The organism is Frankia sp. Hr75.2, from assembly GCF_949319125.1.
Classification (GTDB): Bacteria; Actinomycetota; Actinomycetes; order Frankiales; family Frankiaceae; genus Parafrankia; species Parafrankia soli.
Window position 1 is genome coordinate 72,343 of record NZ_CASGGV010000177.1, and the last position, 18,336, is coordinate 90,678.

Below are 18,336 nucleotides of genomic sequence, written 5' to 3' on the forward strand. Positions count from 1 at the left end.
CAGGTGAGCACAATGACCGAGCCTCCCGCACTGGTGTCCGACCCGCGTGACGTCACGGCCGGCTGGCTGACGGACCTGCTGAGGCACGCGGGAGCGCTCTCGGCCGGCGGCCGGGTGGCCGACTTCAGCGCGGTGGCCATCGGGACGGGCAGCGTCGGGGCGACCCTTCGCTACCAGCTGCGGTACGGCGGGGACCGCGCGTCGATCGCGCCTCCTCCGTCGATCGTCATGAAGTTCGCCTCGGCCGAGGCGAACAGCCGGGCCGCGGGCGTGGCCACCCGCTCGTACGAGAACGAGGTCGCGTTCTACCTGCAGGCCGCCCACACCGTCGACGTCCGCCGGCCACACTGCTACTTCGCCGCCGTCGAGCCCAACACCGCCAATGTCGTGGTCGTCCTGTCCGATCTCGCGCCGGCGGTGCCCGGGGACCAGCTCATCGGCTGCGGTGCCGACGACGCGGAGCTCGCGGTGACCGAGGCGGCCCGGTTGCATGGTCCCCGCTGGGGTGACCCCGCGCTCCTCGACCTGAGCTGGCTGGCCAAAGCCGAGCCGGTGATCTCGGTGTCCGACGTCTACCGGGCTCTCTGGGACGGCTTCGTGGAGCGCTACCGGACGACGATCGAACCCGACGTCATCACCCAGGGCGAAGCCCTCGGCGCCGGCATCGATCGGTGGCTGGCGCGTCGCCCCACTGCCGTGACCATAACCCACGGTGACTTCCGGATCGACAACATGATGTTCGAGGGAGCCGGTCGAAACCGGCACGTGACGATCGTCGACTGGCAGACCGCGCGCCTTGGCACGGGTCCCGCCGACATCGCCTACCTCCTCGGCGGAAGCCTGCCGCCCGACATCCGGCGCGCGCACGAGGCCGACCTGGTGCGCCGCTACCACGACGCCCTCGGCGGCTACGGGGTGACGGGTGCCTACCCGTTCGAGGAGTGCTGGGACGACTATCGGCGCTTCAGCTGGAACGGGCTGGTCATGTCCGTGATCGCGGCGATGATGGTCCGCCGCGACGCCCGCACCGACGCGATGTTCGCGACGCTGGCCAACCGGCACGCCACCCAGACCCGGGACCTCACCGCCATCGACTACCTGCGCTGAGCCTGTACGGCTGTGCGGCTGTGCGCTCGAGCGGCTGGACGGCCCTCAGTAGTCGTGCTGCATCAGGTCGATGACGTTCTTCGCGCGCTGCGCGAGCATGACCCGCCCGACGATCTCCATGTGCTCCGCCCAGTGCTTCTCGGCCGCCGGGGCGTCACCGTCCTCGATGAGCGCCGCCAGCCGTGCCTGGGAGCGCAGGCCGCGCAGCCGGGTGGCGCTGGTGTCCTTGCCCTCGCCGGGCTGGCTGACCGCGGCGACGGCCCGGGCGACGATCTCGTTGAGCATCTCGGCGATGATGCTCAGGGTCTGGTTCCCGGCCAGCTCGACGAGGCGGGCGTGGAAGCGTGAGTTGGCCCGCCCGAACGCCTCGGGGTCGTCGATCACCTCGAGCTGCTCGGCACTGAGTCGGCGCAGCTCCGCGGCCGCGGACCCGCGTGAGCGTGCCCCGGCGACCAGCCGCGCGGCCACCGGCTCGATCGTGCCGCGGGCGTTGTAGACGTCCGCGAGCGGGACGTTGCGCGCCTGGAGCACGAGCGCGGCGGTGCGCGCCGTCATCCGCTCGCTGGGCTGGTGGGCGATGACGCCGCCGAGCACTCCGCGCTTGACGGAGATCAGGCCCTCCGCCTCCAGGATGCGCAGTGCCTCCCGCAGGGAGGGGCGGGAGACGCCGAACCGGTCGACCAGGTCGGGCTCGCGGCCGAGTGACTCACCCTCCGCCAGGTCGCCCCGCACGATGAGCCGCCGGAGCTCGTCGGCGATCTGCTGGGGCTTCTCGCGCAGCGGGGGCCGCTCCCCACCGCGAGATCTCCTTGGCTCGGTCACCTGGCTCGACCTTCTCTCCGTCGGCCGCGTCCAGCCCCCACCGCGACGGCTCGCGCGCAGCGCCGGACGAAGCGCTGGCCATGGTCTGATGCCCGTGACGGCTGGGTGAATGCGATCCGCCCAGCCTACCGGCGAACATCTCCGGGACCCAGCGCCCGGCCGGTGCTTTCCCTCTAGATGTTTGAACGTGCCTACGGCGTCTCCGGGTGCGGCTCACCACGCCGGGGGAGGCGGTCACGGCTACCGCGCCAGCTGGTCGTCGGCCTCCGGGTCGGGGAGGTCGAAGTGCTCGTCGCGTAGTTGGAAGGCTCGTTTTGTGCCGTGCCTGGCGCGGGTTTTGACGAAGTTGAACTCGTCGTCCTCGAACTGGAGGTTGGTGCCGAAGGCGTGGAAGAGGTAGCTGGCGACCTCTTCGCCCTGGTAGCCCTGTAGTTGCTCGACGAGGCGGAAGGCCTCCTTGGCGATGACGATGCCGTCGGCGGGCATCCGGGAGAGCTTGCGTGCCCACCAGTCCGCCCGCGCGGACACGTCGGCGCCGTCGATCACCTCGGTGAAGACCGAGAGGTGGGCCAGTTCGCTGGCGGGGATCATGTCGCCGGTCAGCAGCAGGCGGCGTGCCAGCACCGGGCCGAGCCGGTAGAAGAACATGTGCAGGGAGCCGAGGGCCGGGCCGAGGAACCGGGTCGCGGGCATCCCGATCCGGGTGTCGCCGGCGACGACCGCGATGTCGGCCATGAGCGCGAGTTCGAATCCGCCGCCGAGCGCGAAGCCCTGTACCTCGGCGATCGTGGCTTTCGGGTAGCCGAGGAAGTTGTGGTAGAAGCTGAACGACTTGCGGTCGACGGACAGCCGGCGGCGCTGGCTGGGACGTCGCTGCCGGGAGTCATTCGCGGCGTCGCCGTACCAGCCGTAGGCGTTGGCCATGTCGGCACCGGTGCTGAACACGCCCCCGTTCCCGCGCAGGACCACCACCTTGACCGCGTCGTCGGCCGCGAGCTCGTCGAGGTAGGTGCCGAGCTGCTCCCGCATCGCGGGGTCGTACGCGTTCCGGCGGCTGGGGTTGTCGAGCGTGAGGCGGGCGATCCCGGTCCCCTCGTCGCGTTCCAGTAGCACACGGCCCTCGCTCACTGGCTCTCCCTCTCGCTGATCGGACAGTCACGCCATCCGGCCACGCCATGCTATATCTCTAGATATTTTACGGCCTCGAGAGTTAGCATCGTAGCGATGCGTGTCACCCTGGGCGAGTCCCCCGCGGCGGGGGCCGGGGGTCTCCGACCGCTGCGAGTGCACGCGAGGAACGGGGTTGTTGTGGACATGGAGGCGGGCGTCGTCCTCGATCGGGACGGCGGTGTGCTGCGCATCGGCCTCGACCGGCCGGAGCGCCGCAACGCTCTCGACGCCGCGGCGGTACGCCGGATCATCGGTGCGCTCGAGGACGCGGCCACCGACGACACGCTGCGGGTGATCCTGATCGAGAGCCGCGGCCCGGACTTCTGCTCCGGCGCGGACTGGGTCGCCTCGAACACCGCCGGCGGCGCCCGGCCGCGCCCCGGCAGCGTGCAGCGGCGCACCGCGCTGCAGGCGCACCGGCTCATCGGGCTCATCACCGAGGTGCAGCTGCCCGTCGTCTGCGCGGTCCGTGGCCACGCGGTCGGCCTCGGCTTCCAGCTCGCGCTCGCCGCCGACTTCACCGTGGCCGCCGAGACCAGCCGGTTCTGGGAGCCGTTCCTGACCCGGGGCTTCAGCCCGGACAGCGGCGCGACCTGGCTGCTGCCCCGGCTGGTCGGCATCGCCCGGGCCAAGGAGCTGCTGCTGCTCGGCCGGCGGCTTTCCGGTGCGGAGGCCGCCGAGTGGGGGCTCGTCTACCGGGCCGTGCCCGACGCCGAGCTGGACAAGGCGGCCGCGGAGCTGGTCGGGACGCTCGGGCAGGCCGCCACGGTCGCCGTCGGGCTGACCAAGCGCCTGGTCAACCGCGGGCTGGAACTGGGGCTGACCGAGGCGATGCAGGACGAGGCGTCCGCGCTCGAACTGGCGTCCCGTACCGCCGACTTCCGGGAGGGGCTCGTGGCGTTCAAGGAGCGGCGGTCGCCCGACTTCGGCGGGAGATAAGACGGACCAGGTTACACTCAAATCCCTGGCGGGATATCTGTACATCCTTGGAGCCGTCTGTGTCCGAGCAGGTCGCCACCCGGCTCGTTTCCAGCCGATCGCGAGGGCGCCCAGCGCGCCGTTCGGCCCTACGCCTTCTCTCGGCGTCCCTGGTCCTGCTGCCGGTCATCGCCGCGCTCCTCACCGGTTGGTACCACGCGAGATTCCACACCTGGCCGTGGTCCTCCAGCCTGCCGGACAGGGTGACATACTGCGACCGCGATTACACCGGCCCGGGCCGTCCGGTCACGTGGGCCGAGGCGGATGTTCTTGAGAGCGGCACTGTACGGGACGTCGGCCGCGCCAGGGTCGGCGTTCGCGAACAGTCGATCTGCTGCGGTTACTCGGCGACGGCCGGCGAACAGCGCTTATTCTCAACGCGCAGGACTGGAAGGCGCCCGAGGATCGCGCTACCGACCTCGCGCAAGAAGGCGAACGCTTGGAATCTATTGGCCTGCAGCCCGAAGAGGCGGACCTTCGGCAATATTTTGGCAGACTGGATGAATCGAGGCGGGCGCTGGTCGGCTGTGACCTGGTCTGGGTACGGGGTGGCAACGTCTTCGTGCTGCGACGTGCTTTTAGGAAAGTGGCGCAGACGGTGTAATTCCCGAGCTGGTCAACGGTGACGCGGTTGTCTACGGTGGTTGACGCGCTTGTCTACGGTGGTTACAGTGCCGGCGTGGGCATCATGCAGCCGCAATCGACAACAACATTCCCTTTGTAGCTCTTCGTTACGGCGAGGTAATCGTTGTCGATGGCGATGAACAGAAGTTCGTTGGTCAGGATTGGGGAAATCGGGCCGGCTCATCCGCCGCCGCTGGTCGGAGGGACCGTTCGCGTTGCCGGTCCGGTCGGGCCCGCGCGCCTTCTTCGCCGGCGGGCCCGTCCTGCCGGCCCGAAGGTGAGCACGTTCCGGCCCCGCGACCACTGTTCGGTTCCCCTGACGGCCCGTGGGGCGACCCCGGCGGCCGGCTGTTCATCGAGCCGGCGCCGGAGAACCCGCGCGCCGTCGGCAACCGGCCCGGCTTCGACCCGGCCGGCCCCGCCCGGCGACCGTCGTGATCCACTGGAAGGACGGCGGGAAGACCGGCACCTGATCCCGCCCAGCGACCCTGCTACCCATCGGCCCGCCCACCCCTCTACGCAGCGTTCCACCCGCGGCCCGTCGAAGCACCCGGCCCCTGACACCGATCCTGGCCGACGCGACCCGTCCGGCCGGGGTCGGAGTTCGCCACTTTCGCAGCTCACGGGCTCGGCGGGGAATGCCCGCGCCCGAGCTTTCGCGGCGCGGCCGCCGAAGACCGGCCCGGCCGGCCCGGAAGACCCGGGGATAACTTTGCGTGACTTTTCGCAAATGGCTCCCCTTCGGAGTGAGGGTTCCTTAATCTGTTGTCCAGAGGGTTCCCGTTGATCCTCCTGGGTGTGGTGTGCGCACCCGTGGCGAACCCCTCTGTGTGTAACGGGAACTGTCGCCGTCCCGCCGGTTGCCTGAAAGCAGATACCGGCGCCGAGGGCGTGTCCCGCGTTTCATCCTGGCGGATCGTGGCTGTACGGGGGGGACGTCGTGGTGGCGGAGGAATACAACCTGAAGCTGGATGACAGGCCGAGCCATCCGTTCCGCGGTCTCGAACCTGTCACGATCTCCGGTAGGCCGAGCGGTCTCACGTACCACCATATAGTGCCGTACAGCAAGCTCAGGGACTTCTGGAACAAGCTCGTCGAGAACGGTGACATCAAGAGGTGTAAATTTCTCCCACCCCTCCGGGACATGATCAGCGAAAAAACCTATGTCAACATCCTGAGCCCCGACGGGAGGCGCAGCGACGCCGAGATGCAGGCAGTCAAGGACCTGGTCTCGGATATATACATGGGTAGGGTTTCCCATGGTTCGAGCAGGTTGCGTCCCGAAGGATGGGACAATCTCGTGGGCATCTACGCCTGGCTTCCTGGAAACCTCTTCGTGGGCCCCACGGACCGATGCGACGACCCCAAGGACAAAATTGACGACGCAGCTTTCCGAACAAAGGGCGCCAGGCAGGTGCGCCGCAGAATTCTTTCCGAATCCTACGAAGAGATTCTGGCCTACCTGAAAGGCACGACAGCCCGAAAGTCGAAATTCGCTTCGGAGGCGCTGTACAAGGTGGTCAGATACCCGAAGCTCCAAGATTTCGACCTCAGGGACTGGACCTGGATCGACGGTGAGAGAGGGCCGCAGGTCAAGGGGTAGGGGTGAGTGGGCGGGTGTGACGCCGTCCGCTGGTCCCGGTGCGGTGATGGACGCGCCCCGTGCCGGCCGGGAAGCGTCCCGCCGTGGTTGTCGAACGTGCCCGGAAGTGAATGGCCGTGATCCGAGGGAGGGGTTCAGTGGATCTCGATGCCCTGAAAACGCATCTCCTGAGCCTGGGTGATCCACCGACACTGCGGGCCGCGGACACCGCGCTCCCCGCGCAGCTGCGCGCCATGCTGGCCACCTTCCCGGACGGGGTCTGCCAGGGTGGCGCGGGCACCGGGCGACCGGAGGTGGACGCCGGGCGGACGACACTCTCGCTCTCGCTCACCTGGGCGTCGCCGGCCTGGCCCGGCGGCGCCGCCGTGACCATGGCGGTGACGGGCGTGTCGGTGACCGTGACGAGCCAGGGCCTGGTCACCCTCACGCTCGGCGGCACGTTCGACACGGTGGAGGTCGCCTCGACGGTCACCGCGGACGACCTCGGGCGGCTGACCGCCGCCGTGCGGCCGGTGCGTCCCGGCGCCTTCGCCGCCGAGCTGGAGAAGCTCGGCAGGCGCCTCGGCGGTGACACCGCCTGGCAGGAGGCGGCGGACGGGCTGCGCGCGTTCGACTTCAACCCCGCGGATATCGCCGGCTTTGACTATCGCCTCGTCGAGGAGGCGGGTGCCGAACCGGTCGCCTATGAGATGGACGCCATGGCGATCGTGGCCTCGCTCACCATCCGGGCGCTGCCCCTCGATGTCGCCGTGTGGTTTCCCCATCTGGCCCTCACCGGCACGCTGACGGAGGCGCGACCGATCTCTGTCCGGTCCCTGCTGGAGTCGTTCGGCATACCCGGCGATGAGGTGCCCGAGGCCTGCGCCGTCAGTGAGCTGTCGTTCGCCGCCGTCCTCGGGGAGGAGTATCTCCTTCGGATGACGGCCACGGGTGACTGGCCGATCATCGGCTCCCTCGTGATCCGATCCCTGTCTCTTTACGTCTACTACGGGGACGGTGCGGGATTCGCGGCCCGGGTCGGGGGCACGGTGTCGATCGGCTCCGCGCTGAGCATCGACATCTCGGCCGGGAAGGCCGGCGGCGCGCAGGGCGGCTGGGCGTTCAGTGGCGGCCTCACGGCGGACACGACCCTCGGCATGGCGGAGGTGATCGACGCACTCGGGCTGACCGACGTGCCCGGGCCGGTCAGGTCCCTCGAACTCACCACCCTGACGCTCTCGTACACCACCGGTTCGACCGCCCTCGACTTCGTCTGCGAAGGTGACATGACCATCGCGGACGGGGTCACGGCCACGCTCCGCGTGACGGTCACCCGCGACGGCTCGGATACGCGCTACGGCGGAATGCTCGACGTCGACGGCTTCGCCTTCGAGGTCGACTTCGACGAGGAGAAATCCGGCGCGGACATCCTTGTCGCCACGTATCGCGGTGCCGCGGAGGGCACCGAGATCGTTCTGCGGGACTGGGTCGCGCATTTCTCCGCCGACCTGGCGGCCGACGTTCCCGACAGCCTGCGGATCGGGCTGAAGGACGCCAAGTTCGTGCGGGTGAAACCCGCGGGCGGCCCGGCCCGGTTCTGTGTCGGTGTGGACCTCTCGGCGGGTTTCGACCTTTCCCAGCTTCCGCTCGTCGGCGGGTTCCTGTCGACGTTCGGGACGGTGAGTGTGGAGAACCTGCAGGTCCTCTACAGCTCCGGAGCCTTCGACGCCCAGACTGTCGCCTCGGTCAACCGGCTGCTCGGGCCGGCCAAGGTGGTGGCCCTCCCGCAGGCCGGGCTGGCGGCGGGCGTCGCCGCGCTGGCCGAACTGCGGATCGGGAAGGAGTCCACGTCGGTCGCTCTCGGCGTGCCACCCTCGAACGCCGGCGGCGGCGAGCTCCCCAGCAAACCCCAAACCTCCAGCACCCCGAGCACGTCCAGCGCCCCCGCTCCGTCCGGTGCCCCCGACCCGTCCGCTACGCCTGACACCTCCGGGACGGGTGCCTCCAGCGTCCACTGGGTGTCGGTGCAGAAGCAGCTCGGCATCGTCCACGTCGACCGGGTCGGGGTGATGTACCAGCACAACGTGCTGCTGTTCGCGCTGGACGCGTCGGTCGCCCTCGGCCCGCTGGCCCTCTCGCTCGACGGCCTGGCGGTCGGCTCCCGGCTGGACAGGTTCGCGCCGACGTTCCGCCTCGACGGCCTCGGGATCGGCTACAGCGCCGCTCCGGTGGAGATCTCCGGCGCGCTGTTGCACCTGCCCGACGACCAGCTTCCCGACACGGTGGCGTTCCAGTACGACGGCACGGCCACGGTCGGCCTGCAGAGCTTCTCGCTGGCGGGTCTCGGTTCGTACGCGCAGCTGAAGGACGGCGCGCCCTCGCTGTTCGTCTTCGCCCAGCTGGAGGCGCCGCTGGGCGGGCCGCCGCCGGTCATCGTCACCGGGCTGATGGCCGGGTTCGGCTTCAACCGGGAGCTGACGCTGCCGACTCCCAGGGAGGTCTCCGGTTTCCCGCTGCTGAGCCTGCACAAGCAGGGGCCGAACTCCGGGCACAAGCCCTCCCACGTGCTCGACGTCCTGGAAGGGCGTGAGCCGGCCGTGGCCGGCAGCCAGCCGCGGCGGTGGATCGCCCCCCGCGAAGGCTCGTACTGGCTGGCCCTCGGGGTGGAGTTCACCGTGGCCGAGGTGGTGAACGCCAAGGTGCTGCTGGCCGCGGAGATCGGCGCGGAGCTGGCGCTGGCCGTGCTGGGCCTCGCGACGATCCAGCTGCCGCTGCCCACCGAGTCCGCCACCACCACCTACGTCTACGCGGAGCTGGGCGTGGAGGCCGTCATCCGGCCCACCCAGGGCAGCGCCGAGATCGCCGCGCAGCTCTCCCCGGCCTCGTACGTGCTGACGCCCGCCTGCCACCTCACCGGCGGGTTCGCCGCGGCGACCTGGTTCGGGAACAACCCGCACGCCGGGCAGTTCGTCGTCACCCTCGGCGGCTACCACCCCGCGTTCCGCCGGCCCTCCTACTATCCCGACGCGCCGCGGCTGGGGATCGACTGGGCGGTCAGCGGCAGCGTGTCGATCAAGGCCCAGGCGTATCTGGCCGTCACGCCGTCATGCGCGATGGCGGGCGCGCGGCTGGAGGTCCTCTTCCACGAGGGCCCCATCCGGGCCTGGTTCACGGCGCAGGCCGACGTGCTGCTGTCCTGGCGGCCGTTCTTCTTCGACGCGCGCATCTCGGTGAGCATCGGCGCGTCCGGCAGCATCAACCTGGGGATCCTGCACGTCACGATCAGCGGTTCGATCGGCGCGACCCTGCACCTGTGGGGGCCGCCGACCGGCGGTTCGGTCACCGCGCACTTCCCCCTCATCGACGTGACCGTCAGCTTCGGCGGCTCCCGCGGGGGAGCCGAGACCGAGGCACTGGGGTGGGACGTGTTCGCCAGCATGCTCCCGAAGCCGGCGGACGTCGTCACCGTCGCGCCGGTCTCCGGCGTCGACAGCGCCGTGGCGGACACCGCACCCAACCCCGGTGGCAGCGGCAAGGTGTGGCAGGCGCGGGCCCGGGACCTGCGCCTGTTCACCCAGTCCGCGGTGCCGGCCAGCCACCTGCGGACGGGCGACGCGCCCCTGGCCTCGTCCGAACCCGGGGACGGCCCCCTGGTCGACGTGCGTCCCATGGACCGCGTCGGCCTGGTCGGTGAGCACCGGCTGAGACTCTTCTACGAGGACAGGCCCGCGTCGACGGACGGCTGGACGCTCACCGCCCGCACCCGGGGCGTGCCCGCGTCGCTGTGGGGTGCCCCGCCGACCCCGTTCAGCCACACGCCGTCGCGACCCAGCGCCGAGGTGCTGCCGGACCGGCCGGTCGGCTTCGACGTCCAGGCGCCCCGGCCCGAGCTGGCCGCCTCGCGCGGGGTCTTCCCGCTCAGTGAGTACAGCGAGGACGAGCTGCCGCCCGGTCTGTCGCCGCTGCCCCGGGAGCCGGCCGCCAACCACGACTTCGTCGGCGTACCCGACCCGTCCTGCGTGGATCTGCTCGGGCGCCTCGACCGTGGCGACGCGAGGAGCGGGCGCGACCAGATGTACGCCGCCCTGGCCGACGCCAAACTGCTCACCGACCTCGGCGACAGCGCCCTGGCGGGCCTGGCGGCGGGCGCGGCCCACTTCTACAGCGAGGCGCCGATGGTCCAGAGCGCGCAGGAAGCGGGGAGCCGCGGATGAGCCCGAGCCCGCCGCACCCCGCCCGCGACACGATCCCCCCGGGGGACCTCGAGCTGCACGACCACTACCTGCCCGCACTGCCCGCCGGCGACTACCGGATCGAGGCCACCCACACCCTGCGCGCCGGGCCGCACGACGGCGCACAGGTCGTCGGCGGGCCGTTCACAGCCGTGCAGAGGTTCACCGTCCGCGGCCCGCAGGTGCGGATCGACGCCGACGCGGTGGTCGCCAGGCAGCCTCCCGACGCCGCCAGCGGCAGGTTCGCCGAGGTCCTGCCGCACGTGGTGCTCGGCGATCCCATGCTGCCGTGGGAACGTCCGCTGGGCGGGGCCTCGCGCGACACCCCGTGGCTGGCACTGCTGGTGCTCACCGACGATCAGCTCGTCGGCGGCATCACCACCCCGACCCGCACCATCTCCGCCACTGTGGCGGAGTTCCTGGCCCACGACGCCGCCGTGCTCAAGCCCGCGCTGACCGTGGAGTCCGACATCGGGCCCGGCGACCCGTGCGTGTACATCCAGGTCGCGGCGGCCGAGTTCCACGCCGTGGCGCCCCGGCTGGGGGAGCTGCGCTTCCTCGCCCACTGCCGCGGTGCCAACACCGGGGACCGGCCCATCCTGGGCCTCCAGGAGGACGGGCTGTTCTCCGTCATCGTCGCCAACCGCTTCCCGACCGCCGCCCCGCCCGGCTCCGATCCCGGGACAGGTACGAAGGACCCCGCGACCGGCACGAAGAACATCGTGCATCTCGTCTCCCTGGAGGGCCACGAGCGGATCCTCGCGGACACCCCTGACTTCCAGGGCCGCTCCTCGGTGGCGCTGCTGTCCCTGTGCAGCTGGTCGTTCCAGGCCCAGCCCGACCGCGAGGCGGACTTCGCCGACCTCGCCGAAGGACTCACCTGGACCCCCTCCGGCACCCGGGCCGGGCGCGACGACATGTGGCTGCGCCTGCCCGGCCCGCCCGGGCAGACCGACACCGCCGCGCGGCGACACGTGGCCCGGCGGATCGACGACGGGTACCTGCCGTTGCCCTACCTGACCCGCTCGGGCGAGGCCACCTACGGCTGGTACCGAGGGCCGCTCACCCCCGTGCTGCCCGCGGCCACCGACCGGGCGGCGCAGGCCACCACCGCCGACGCTCTCATCGCCTACGACCCGGCCTGGGGCAGCTTCGACCTGTCGCTGGCCGCCGCGTTCGATACCGGCCGGGCCCTCGCCCTCGCCGACGCCCCCTTCGCCCAGCACCTGCTCGCGTTCAAACAGGCCACCCGGCACCTGGTGGACACCCTGCACCACCGGGCCACCAGCGTCCACCTGCAGCGGGACGGCAGCGGGCGCACGCGGCCGGGGACGGCGCGCGCGGCGTTCGGCGCGCTGCTCGACGGCCACCTGCTCACCGCCCTCGGCACGCCACCGGGCCGGCCCCGCGCCGCGTGGTCCCCGCCGACACCCGCCGCGCCGTCCGCCGACCCGGCCGGCGGGCTCGAGGCCGTGCTGCGATCCGACGCCACTTGGGCCGCCCTCGCCACGGCGATGGACGCCGACGACGGCCTCGGGGAACACCTCACCCGGGTCGCGGACTGGCTCGGGCGGCTCCTGCTGCTCCACCCCGTGCCGTTCACCCACCTGGTGCCCGACGAACGGATACTGCCGCGGGAGTCGCTGCGTTTCTTCCACCTCGACCCCAGCTGGCTGGACGCCCTGCTCTCCGGTGCCCTCAGCATCGGCGCGCAGTCCAGTCGGGACACCCTCCAGGACCAGGTCGTCGCCGCGACCATCCGGGCCGCGGCGGCGGAGAAGGCGGCCGGGTACCGCGCGACGCAGCGCGGCACCGCGACGGACTCCTCGCCAGAGGACCCCACGCCGGAGGGCACCGCACCTGGTGCCGCCGCGTCCGGCGGCGACGCCGTTCTCGGGCCGGTCTCCGGTCTGCTGCTGCGCTCGGCGCTCGTCTCCGGCTGGCCGAACCTGGCCGTGCGCGCCCTGGACGAGGCCGGTGAGCTCCTGCCCGTCCTGCGGATGGACCACCTCTCGCCCACCGTGCTGCTGTGCCTGTTCGAGGGTCTGCCCGCGGCCGTCGAGCTCAGGGAGCCCCAGGAGGGCTTCCGGTTCGGCGTCGAGGACCACGGCCTGATCCCGCTGCGGAACCTGCTGGTCCCGCCCCCCGCGTCCGGGGGCCGCCCGCTCGGCGAGCAGATCGGCCCCGACGTCACCTTCCCCGTCCTGGACCATGTCAGGGCCGGTGCCGGCGGCCCGATCCTGGACCTCGGTTCGCTCATCCCCGCGCTGACGGCGGCTCTGGACGCCGCGCACGGCACCGCCGTCGGCCCCATCGGCCCCGCCGACCTGGCCCTGCAGATGGTCAAGGTCCCCGAGGCCATCCGCTTCACCGGCCCGAACGGAGACCGAGGTTGACCGCCCGCCCCGCGCTCGTCGTCCCCGTCGACCTCGACGTCCTCGTGGTCAACCGGGCTCTCCAGGGCCGCGACGCGTTCCGCAGCTGGCAGCACACCTACCTGGCGCTGGACGACTACCTGAGCCCGGAGCCGGACGGGGGAGACCGCCAGAGCAACGACCCGGTGCACAGCCACACCGGCGTCCACCTGCACTGGACCCTGCCCAGGGGGCTGCGCCACGGCGTGCAGGACCCGGCGACCGGTGAGATCGGCTACCCGCTGGTGCCCAACCGCTGGCTGGTGATCCGCTTCAGCGGCACCGGCACCCGCCTCGCCAGGGCATGGGTGATCGAAAGCGACTGCCCGTACAGCCCGCGGGCGCAGGACGACGGACACGACCTCGTGCGCTCCAGCCCCTACCTGGTCGACGCCACCACCCTGCGCGCCTGGCAGGCCAGCCCGGACCCCTACCGCAACACCATGGACCCCGACGTCGGGCAGGTCCAGATCGGGCTCGCCTTCGGGCACACCGACACCCCGTGGACGGAACGCGCCGGCCGGGACCCCCTTTTCGTCACCGCCATGGCCACCGGGAACCCGTACTTCACCACCTACACCCCGCACAACACCAACGTCTTCTCCTTCCTCGACGACCTCTCCGACATCACGTCGGCCACCGCCCTGGGCTACCGGGTCATCGGCTGGTACTCCGATCCGGACGCCGACGTCCTCGCGTCCCGCCCGCCCGGCACCTCCTACGCCGACCAGCTCGCGCACCTCGGCTGGCAGGATCCCCGCCTGACCGGCGAGGCCGGTCACGACGCCGCGGTCAGCCCGATCACCCGCAGCCTGTACGCCGGTACGGCCCTGACCGTCGGCTGGGATCCCGCCGCGAGCGCGGCGCCCGTCCCGGACCCGCTGGACACGATCCAGGACAACGGCGCGCTGAGCGTCGCCCTGGGCAACACCACCGAGGACGCCTTCACCGCCCTCGCCGGCCAGGCGCTGCACGCGACCGGCGCCGCGCCCGCCGCCGCCGACGTGGCGCTGCTGCGTGCGTTCCTGCACGACCTGCTCGCCGTCGCCGAGGAGAAGGGCGGCGACGAGCGGGTACGCCGCCACGTCCACGACGCCTCGTTCGCCGCGTCGACCGGCGGCCATCGTTGGACGGTCACACCGCCCCCCGCTGACACCCCGTCCGATGGCGGCCCGTCCACCGGCAGCCCGTCCGCCGAGGCCGCGGCGCCGCGCCCCTTCGTCCCGCCGGCCTGGCTGGCCACGCTCAACGACGATCAGCGTCAGCTCGACGAGCGGCTCGGCGAGCTGCGGGACCTCCAGTGGCGGCTCAACGCCCTGTGGCTGAAGAACGGGATCGCAGGGGCGTCGATGTTCCCGCCCGACGACGTCCCCGACCAGGACCTGATGATGCAGGAGCTCGACGCCGAGCGGGAGGGATCCCTCGCCCACACCGTGGGCGTCCGAACCGCCCAGGTGCGAGAACTGGCCGCGAAGGTCCCCCAGCCCGACCACACCCGGCCCCACGCCAGCGCCCATGACGCGTTCCTCGCCGGGGTCGGCGCCTTCGCCGCGGCGAAGGGGCTGGGCGGGGGAGCCGAGCTCAAGGCCGTCCCGCGCCCCCCGTACGCGCAGAGCAACAACCCCGTGGTGAGCCTGTCGGGGATACTGCCCCCGGCCGACGCGACCGTCCCCGATCAACCCGTCCCCGTACGGCCACTCACCGACGACGGCGCCGCGCTGATCAGCGCCGTCACGGTCGCGGGCACGACGATCACCGCGGTACCCGGCCGCGGCCCGGTGCCCGCCGTCGCGGGTCTCGACGCCTTCCCGCCCGAGGTGCCCGGGCTGCTCGCGGAGTACTTCCTGCTCGATCCCGGCAACGCCGCCGCGCTGGCCGCCGCCGGCGGCCTGCCGGCGGAGCAGGTCAGGGCCGTCCTGAGCGCCCACCCACCCGCCGCCTACACCGGCACCCTCCCGGAGCTGGGTCTGGAACCCTGGACCCAGCCCTGGGAGCCGCTGTTCATGGAGTGGAAGATCTCCTACCGGCACATCCCCCACACCGTGGGCGCGCGGCGCTGCTGGACCTTCGACGGCACCGACTACCGCTTCACCCCGGAGGGCGTCGACATCCCCCTGGACAGGGTCACCGTCACGGGTGTCTCCGCGCTCGGCCCGCACCCCCGGTCCCTGTTCGCCGCCAGGATGAAGGAGTACGTCGCCCAGCACGGCACCGACGACCAGCGTGACCAGCTCGACGCCTGGCTCACCGCGATCGGCGACTGGGGGCTGCTCGCCCAGGAACTCACCGGCTTCAACGATCGCCTGGCCGCCCGCGACCTGCGCGCCTTCCGCCGCCCCACGACCGACGACACCGACTTTCCCGCCGTCGCCGACCTCGTCGGCTACCCGGACGCCGCCACCGAGGACGGCCTGCCCGCGCGTTACCGCGGCCGGGTCAGCAGCTTCCCGTACCTGCCCGGCAGCGCCAGCGCCCCCTTCCACGAGACCCGGCAGGGGCAGATCTGCGTCGAGGAGCTCTTCCTCTACGACAAGTTCGGCCGAGTCCTGGACGTCGTCAGCGGCGACACCCAGAGCGGTGGCCTGCACGACTACCGCAACTTCCCGCTCACCGTCGACACCGCCCTCGCGGTCGGGACCTCTCTGACGCCCGCGATCGCCTCCGTCGCCCAGCTACCCCCGCGCCCTCTGCAACCCGCCCGGCTCGACTTCGACCTCCTGGACGCCCGGACCGGCACGCGCGTCGTCGGCACCGCGGCCGACCCCAGCCCCATCAGCGGCTGGATCCTCCCCAACCACCTCGACCACAGCCTGCTGCTCTACGACCCGGCGGGGCTCCTGCTCGGCACCTACCGGCTGCTCACCGGAGCCGACGGCCGGCGCACCGGCCAGTGGGAGCCCCCGCCCGGCAGCGCCATCACCACCCCGGACCAGCTCGCCGCCCACGCCCCCGAGATCGCGGCCCTCATCGGTTCCCCGAAGCTCGCCGCGGAGGCGAACTTCACGGCCTTCCTCGACGTCATCGACTCCACCCTGTGGACCACCGACCCGCTCGGCCGGCGCGCCGACCAGAACCTGTCCCTCCTCCTCGGGCGCCCGCTGGCCCTCGTCCCCGCGCAGCTCCGGCTGACCCTCGAGGGACCCCCCATCCGCGACACCGGCTGGGCCGCCACGCTCGACCCGCCGCCGCCGGCCTTCACCGGCGACCGGTTCGAGATCCGCCTCGGCGACGTGGCCGCCCGCGACGACGGCCTCATCGGCTACTTCGCCACCGACCCGCACGGGGCCTACGACTACGACTGTTTCCACAGCGTCACCGCTCCCGACGACGAGCAGGACTACGCCACCCAGATCGGGCCGCCCGGCGCCGCGGGCACCGTGCCTGCCGGAACCGTGCCTGCTGGAACCGTGCCTGCCGGAAACTACGTCCCGCTGACGTTCGGCGACCCGGCGCCCACCCGGCTGCTCCTGCTCCTCGATCCGCGGGCCCCCGTGCACGCCACCAGCGGCATCACCCCCACCGCCACTGTCACCGTCCCGCCCCGGCACACCGACGACGCGCTGCGTCACCTGCAGGCGCTCTTCCGTTTCGGCCCCGTCCTCACCACCGAACACGCTCCGACCAGCCAGCCCGACCCCGACCGCGACCACGACCACGGCTCCGACCACGACTCCGAGGCCGGGACCCTCGCCTTCCCCCGGCCGGCCGAGAAGAACGGCTCGTGGTCCTGGCTGCGCCCGGCGCCCGGCGAGGCTCCCTGGGTGCCGTACGCGCTGATCCCGGCACCGCTGGAGGCGCGGTTCCCGGACAGCCCCGTTCTTCTCGAGGACGGCCTGCTCCGCTTCCTCGCCGACCCGGAGCAGTAACCACGTTCCCTCCCCGACGCACGTCAGGACACCGCAGTAAGGACCCGCACGCCAGGAGGATTCGCAATGGCCGCAAACCCTCTGTTCGACTACCTACCCGCCACCAGTCCGTCACCGCTCGAGGCGGGCGGTGACCCGGAGAAGGGCACCAAGGCCCGCATCAACATCTCCGTTGACCATGGCGACCAGAACATCTACGCCGACAGGATCGCGATCTCGGTGCCGGTCAACCCGCAGAGCGGCACCGCGTACTTCACCGAGAATCCGCGCATCGCGGTGAACGACGACAGATGGAAGCCGGTGTCGCTGGCGGCGAACACCGAGCAGGAGCTTACCGAGCATCATCAGCTCACCTTCCACAACGCCAACCCCAACGATCCGGTCACCTACCCCCTGGCCTTCAGCATCAGCGGCCTGATCGCCACCGCCACCGGTGACCCGCTCCTCGTGCAGATCGTCGAATCCTCCAACACGCAACCGCAGAAATTCACCCGCAAGAATCCGCGGACCCTGACCCTGCCCGTCATCGAGCCCATCTTCTACCTGCGCAACTTTCTGGCCCGCAGCACGGACAGGCCGACCGTCCCCAGGACGAGGATCGACGCCGGCGAGTCCCTCCAGCTCTCCTGGGAGAGCAACGGCTCCTACTTCTGGCTGTACGACGGCAGCAACGCGGCCCCCGTGTTCGAGGGAACCGGCACCTCGTGGTCCGCCCCGTCGGGCACGATCCTGCGCGACACCACCTTCATCGTGAAGGCGTCCGCCGTCGACGGCGGACAGCAGGCCGCGGAAGGCTTCGAATCGGTCGAGCAGTACGCCAACCTCACCATCGCCGTCAACAACCCCACCCTGACCGGACTGACCGTCTCCGGCCCGGTCACCGCCACGTCCACCCTGACCGTCTCCGGCTCGGTCACCGCCGAGTCCACGCTCGACGTGTACCGGTCGCTGTCCGCCCACAACGACGCGACGGTCCAGGAGGAGCTGACGGTCTCGGGCAATCTCACCGCCCGGTCCCGGCTCGACGTGAACGGGCTGCTGAACGCCAACGACGATCTGACGGTCGGGAGCAAGCTGAGCACGCAGGGCATCAACGGCGCACGGTTCGGGGAGGACATCGACGTCGGCGAAAAGATCAGCACCTATGGTCACAACGGACTGAAGGTGCTGCGCGACCTTTCGGTCGATGGCGGCGCCGAATTCGTCGGGAGCGAAAAAATCGTGCGTATCCGTGAGCTGCGGGGGCCCTACGGCGAGGATCTGACCATCAACAGCACCGTCCGGGTGCTGGAACAGTGCGGGTTCACCATCGCCGGCAGCACGGTCCTGCGCGACGGGGACCACATTGGCCTGCAGAACAGGCAGAAGGACGGCTGGCTCTACGCGGCCGCCTACAACCACGACGGCGACCGCGGCTATATCTTCAGGTGGAATCCCGGTAACCGGGTGGGTGGGGACAGCTGGCGGGTGACCCGCGACTGACCGGGCGTTTCGTCTCCCGCCCTGTTCGGAACCGGTCCGGATCAGAACTGGCCGGGTCA

Annotated in this window: 9 protein-coding genes; 7 read left to right on the top strand and 2 right to left on the bottom strand. The window is 71.3% G+C overall.

Annotated elements, in window-relative coordinates:
* Positions 1–12: 12 nt before the first annotated feature.
* Positions 13–1,107: a phosphotransferase gene (locus tag AC559T_RS14075; RefSeq protein ID WP_498868976.1), complete on the top strand. Its 1,095-nt coding sequence runs from the start codon at positions 13–15 to the stop codon at positions 1,105–1,107.
* Between the two features lie 45 nt (positions 1,108–1,152).
* On the opposite strand, the gene AC559T_RS14080 is transcribed toward AC559T_RS14075, so the two are convergent.
* Positions 1,153–1,929 carry a FadR/GntR family transcriptional regulator gene (locus AC559T_RS14080; protein ID WP_498868977.1) on the bottom strand — a complete coding sequence of 259 codons (777 nt, stop codon included), beginning with the start codon at positions 1,927–1,929 and terminating at the stop codon, positions 1,153–1,155.
* Positions 1,930–2,169: 240 nt separating this feature from the next.
* Positions 2,170–3,057, bottom strand: coding sequence for an enoyl-CoA hydratase/isomerase family protein (locus AC559T_RS14085; protein ID WP_112107699.1), 888 nt, complete (start codon positions 3,055–3,057; stop codon positions 2,170–2,172).
* Between the two features lie 96 nt (positions 3,058–3,153).
* Between AC559T_RS14085 and AC559T_RS14090 the strand changes: the two genes are divergently transcribed.
* From AC559T_RS14090 to AC559T_RS14115, 6 genes are all read left to right on the top strand, one after another.
* Positions 3,154–4,038, top strand: a complete 885-nt coding sequence (locus tag AC559T_RS14090; protein WP_498868978.1) for an enoyl-CoA hydratase/isomerase family protein — start codon at positions 3,154–3,156, stop codon at positions 4,036–4,038.
* A 1,606-nt stretch (positions 4,039–5,644) separates the two neighbouring features.
* Positions 5,645–6,304 carry a hypothetical protein gene (locus tag AC559T_RS14095; protein ID WP_498868979.1) on the top strand — a complete coding sequence of 220 codons (660 nt, stop codon included), beginning with the start codon at positions 5,645–5,647 and terminating at the stop codon, positions 6,302–6,304.
* 137 nt (positions 6,305–6,441) lie between these two features.
* A complete protein-coding gene (locus tag AC559T_RS14100; RefSeq protein WP_498868980.1) occupies positions 6,442–10,497 on the top strand; it encodes a DUF6603 domain-containing protein in 4,056 nt (1,351 codons plus the stop codon).
* Positions 10,494–12,911 carry a hypothetical protein gene (locus tag AC559T_RS14105; RefSeq protein ID WP_498868981.1) on the top strand — a complete coding sequence of 806 codons (2,418 nt, stop codon included), beginning with the start codon at positions 10,494–10,496 and terminating at the stop codon, positions 12,909–12,911. Before AC559T_RS14100 ends, AC559T_RS14105 begins: the two co-directional genes overlap by 4 nt.
* Positions 12,908–16,795: a hypothetical protein gene (locus tag AC559T_RS14110; protein WP_498868982.1), complete on the top strand. Its 3,888-nt coding sequence runs from the start codon at positions 12,908–12,910 to the stop codon at positions 16,793–16,795. Before AC559T_RS14105 ends, AC559T_RS14110 begins: the two co-directional genes overlap by 4 nt.
* Positions 16,796–16,861: 66 nt before the next feature.
* Entirely contained in the window at positions 16,862–18,277 is a 1,416-nt protein-coding gene (locus AC559T_RS14115; RefSeq protein WP_498868983.1) for a hypothetical protein, read from the top strand.
* Positions 18,278–18,336 lie beyond the last annotated feature (59 nt).

Coding starts and splice junctions, on each gene's coding strand:
- AC559T_RS14090 (WP_498868978.1), top strand. CDS start 3,154: ATGCGTGTCACCCTGGGCGAGTCCCCCGCGGCGGGGGCCGGGGGTCTC.
- AC559T_RS14075 (WP_498868976.1), top strand. CDS start 13: ATGACCGAGCCTCCCGCACTGGTGTCCGACCCGCGTGACGTCACGGCC.
- AC559T_RS14115 (WP_498868983.1), top strand. CDS start 16,862: ATGGCCGCAAACCCTCTGTTCGACTACCTACCCGCCACCAGTCCGTCA.
- AC559T_RS14105 (WP_498868981.1), top strand. CDS start 10,494: ATGAGCCCGAGCCCGCCGCACCCCGCCCGCGACACGATCCCCCCGGGG.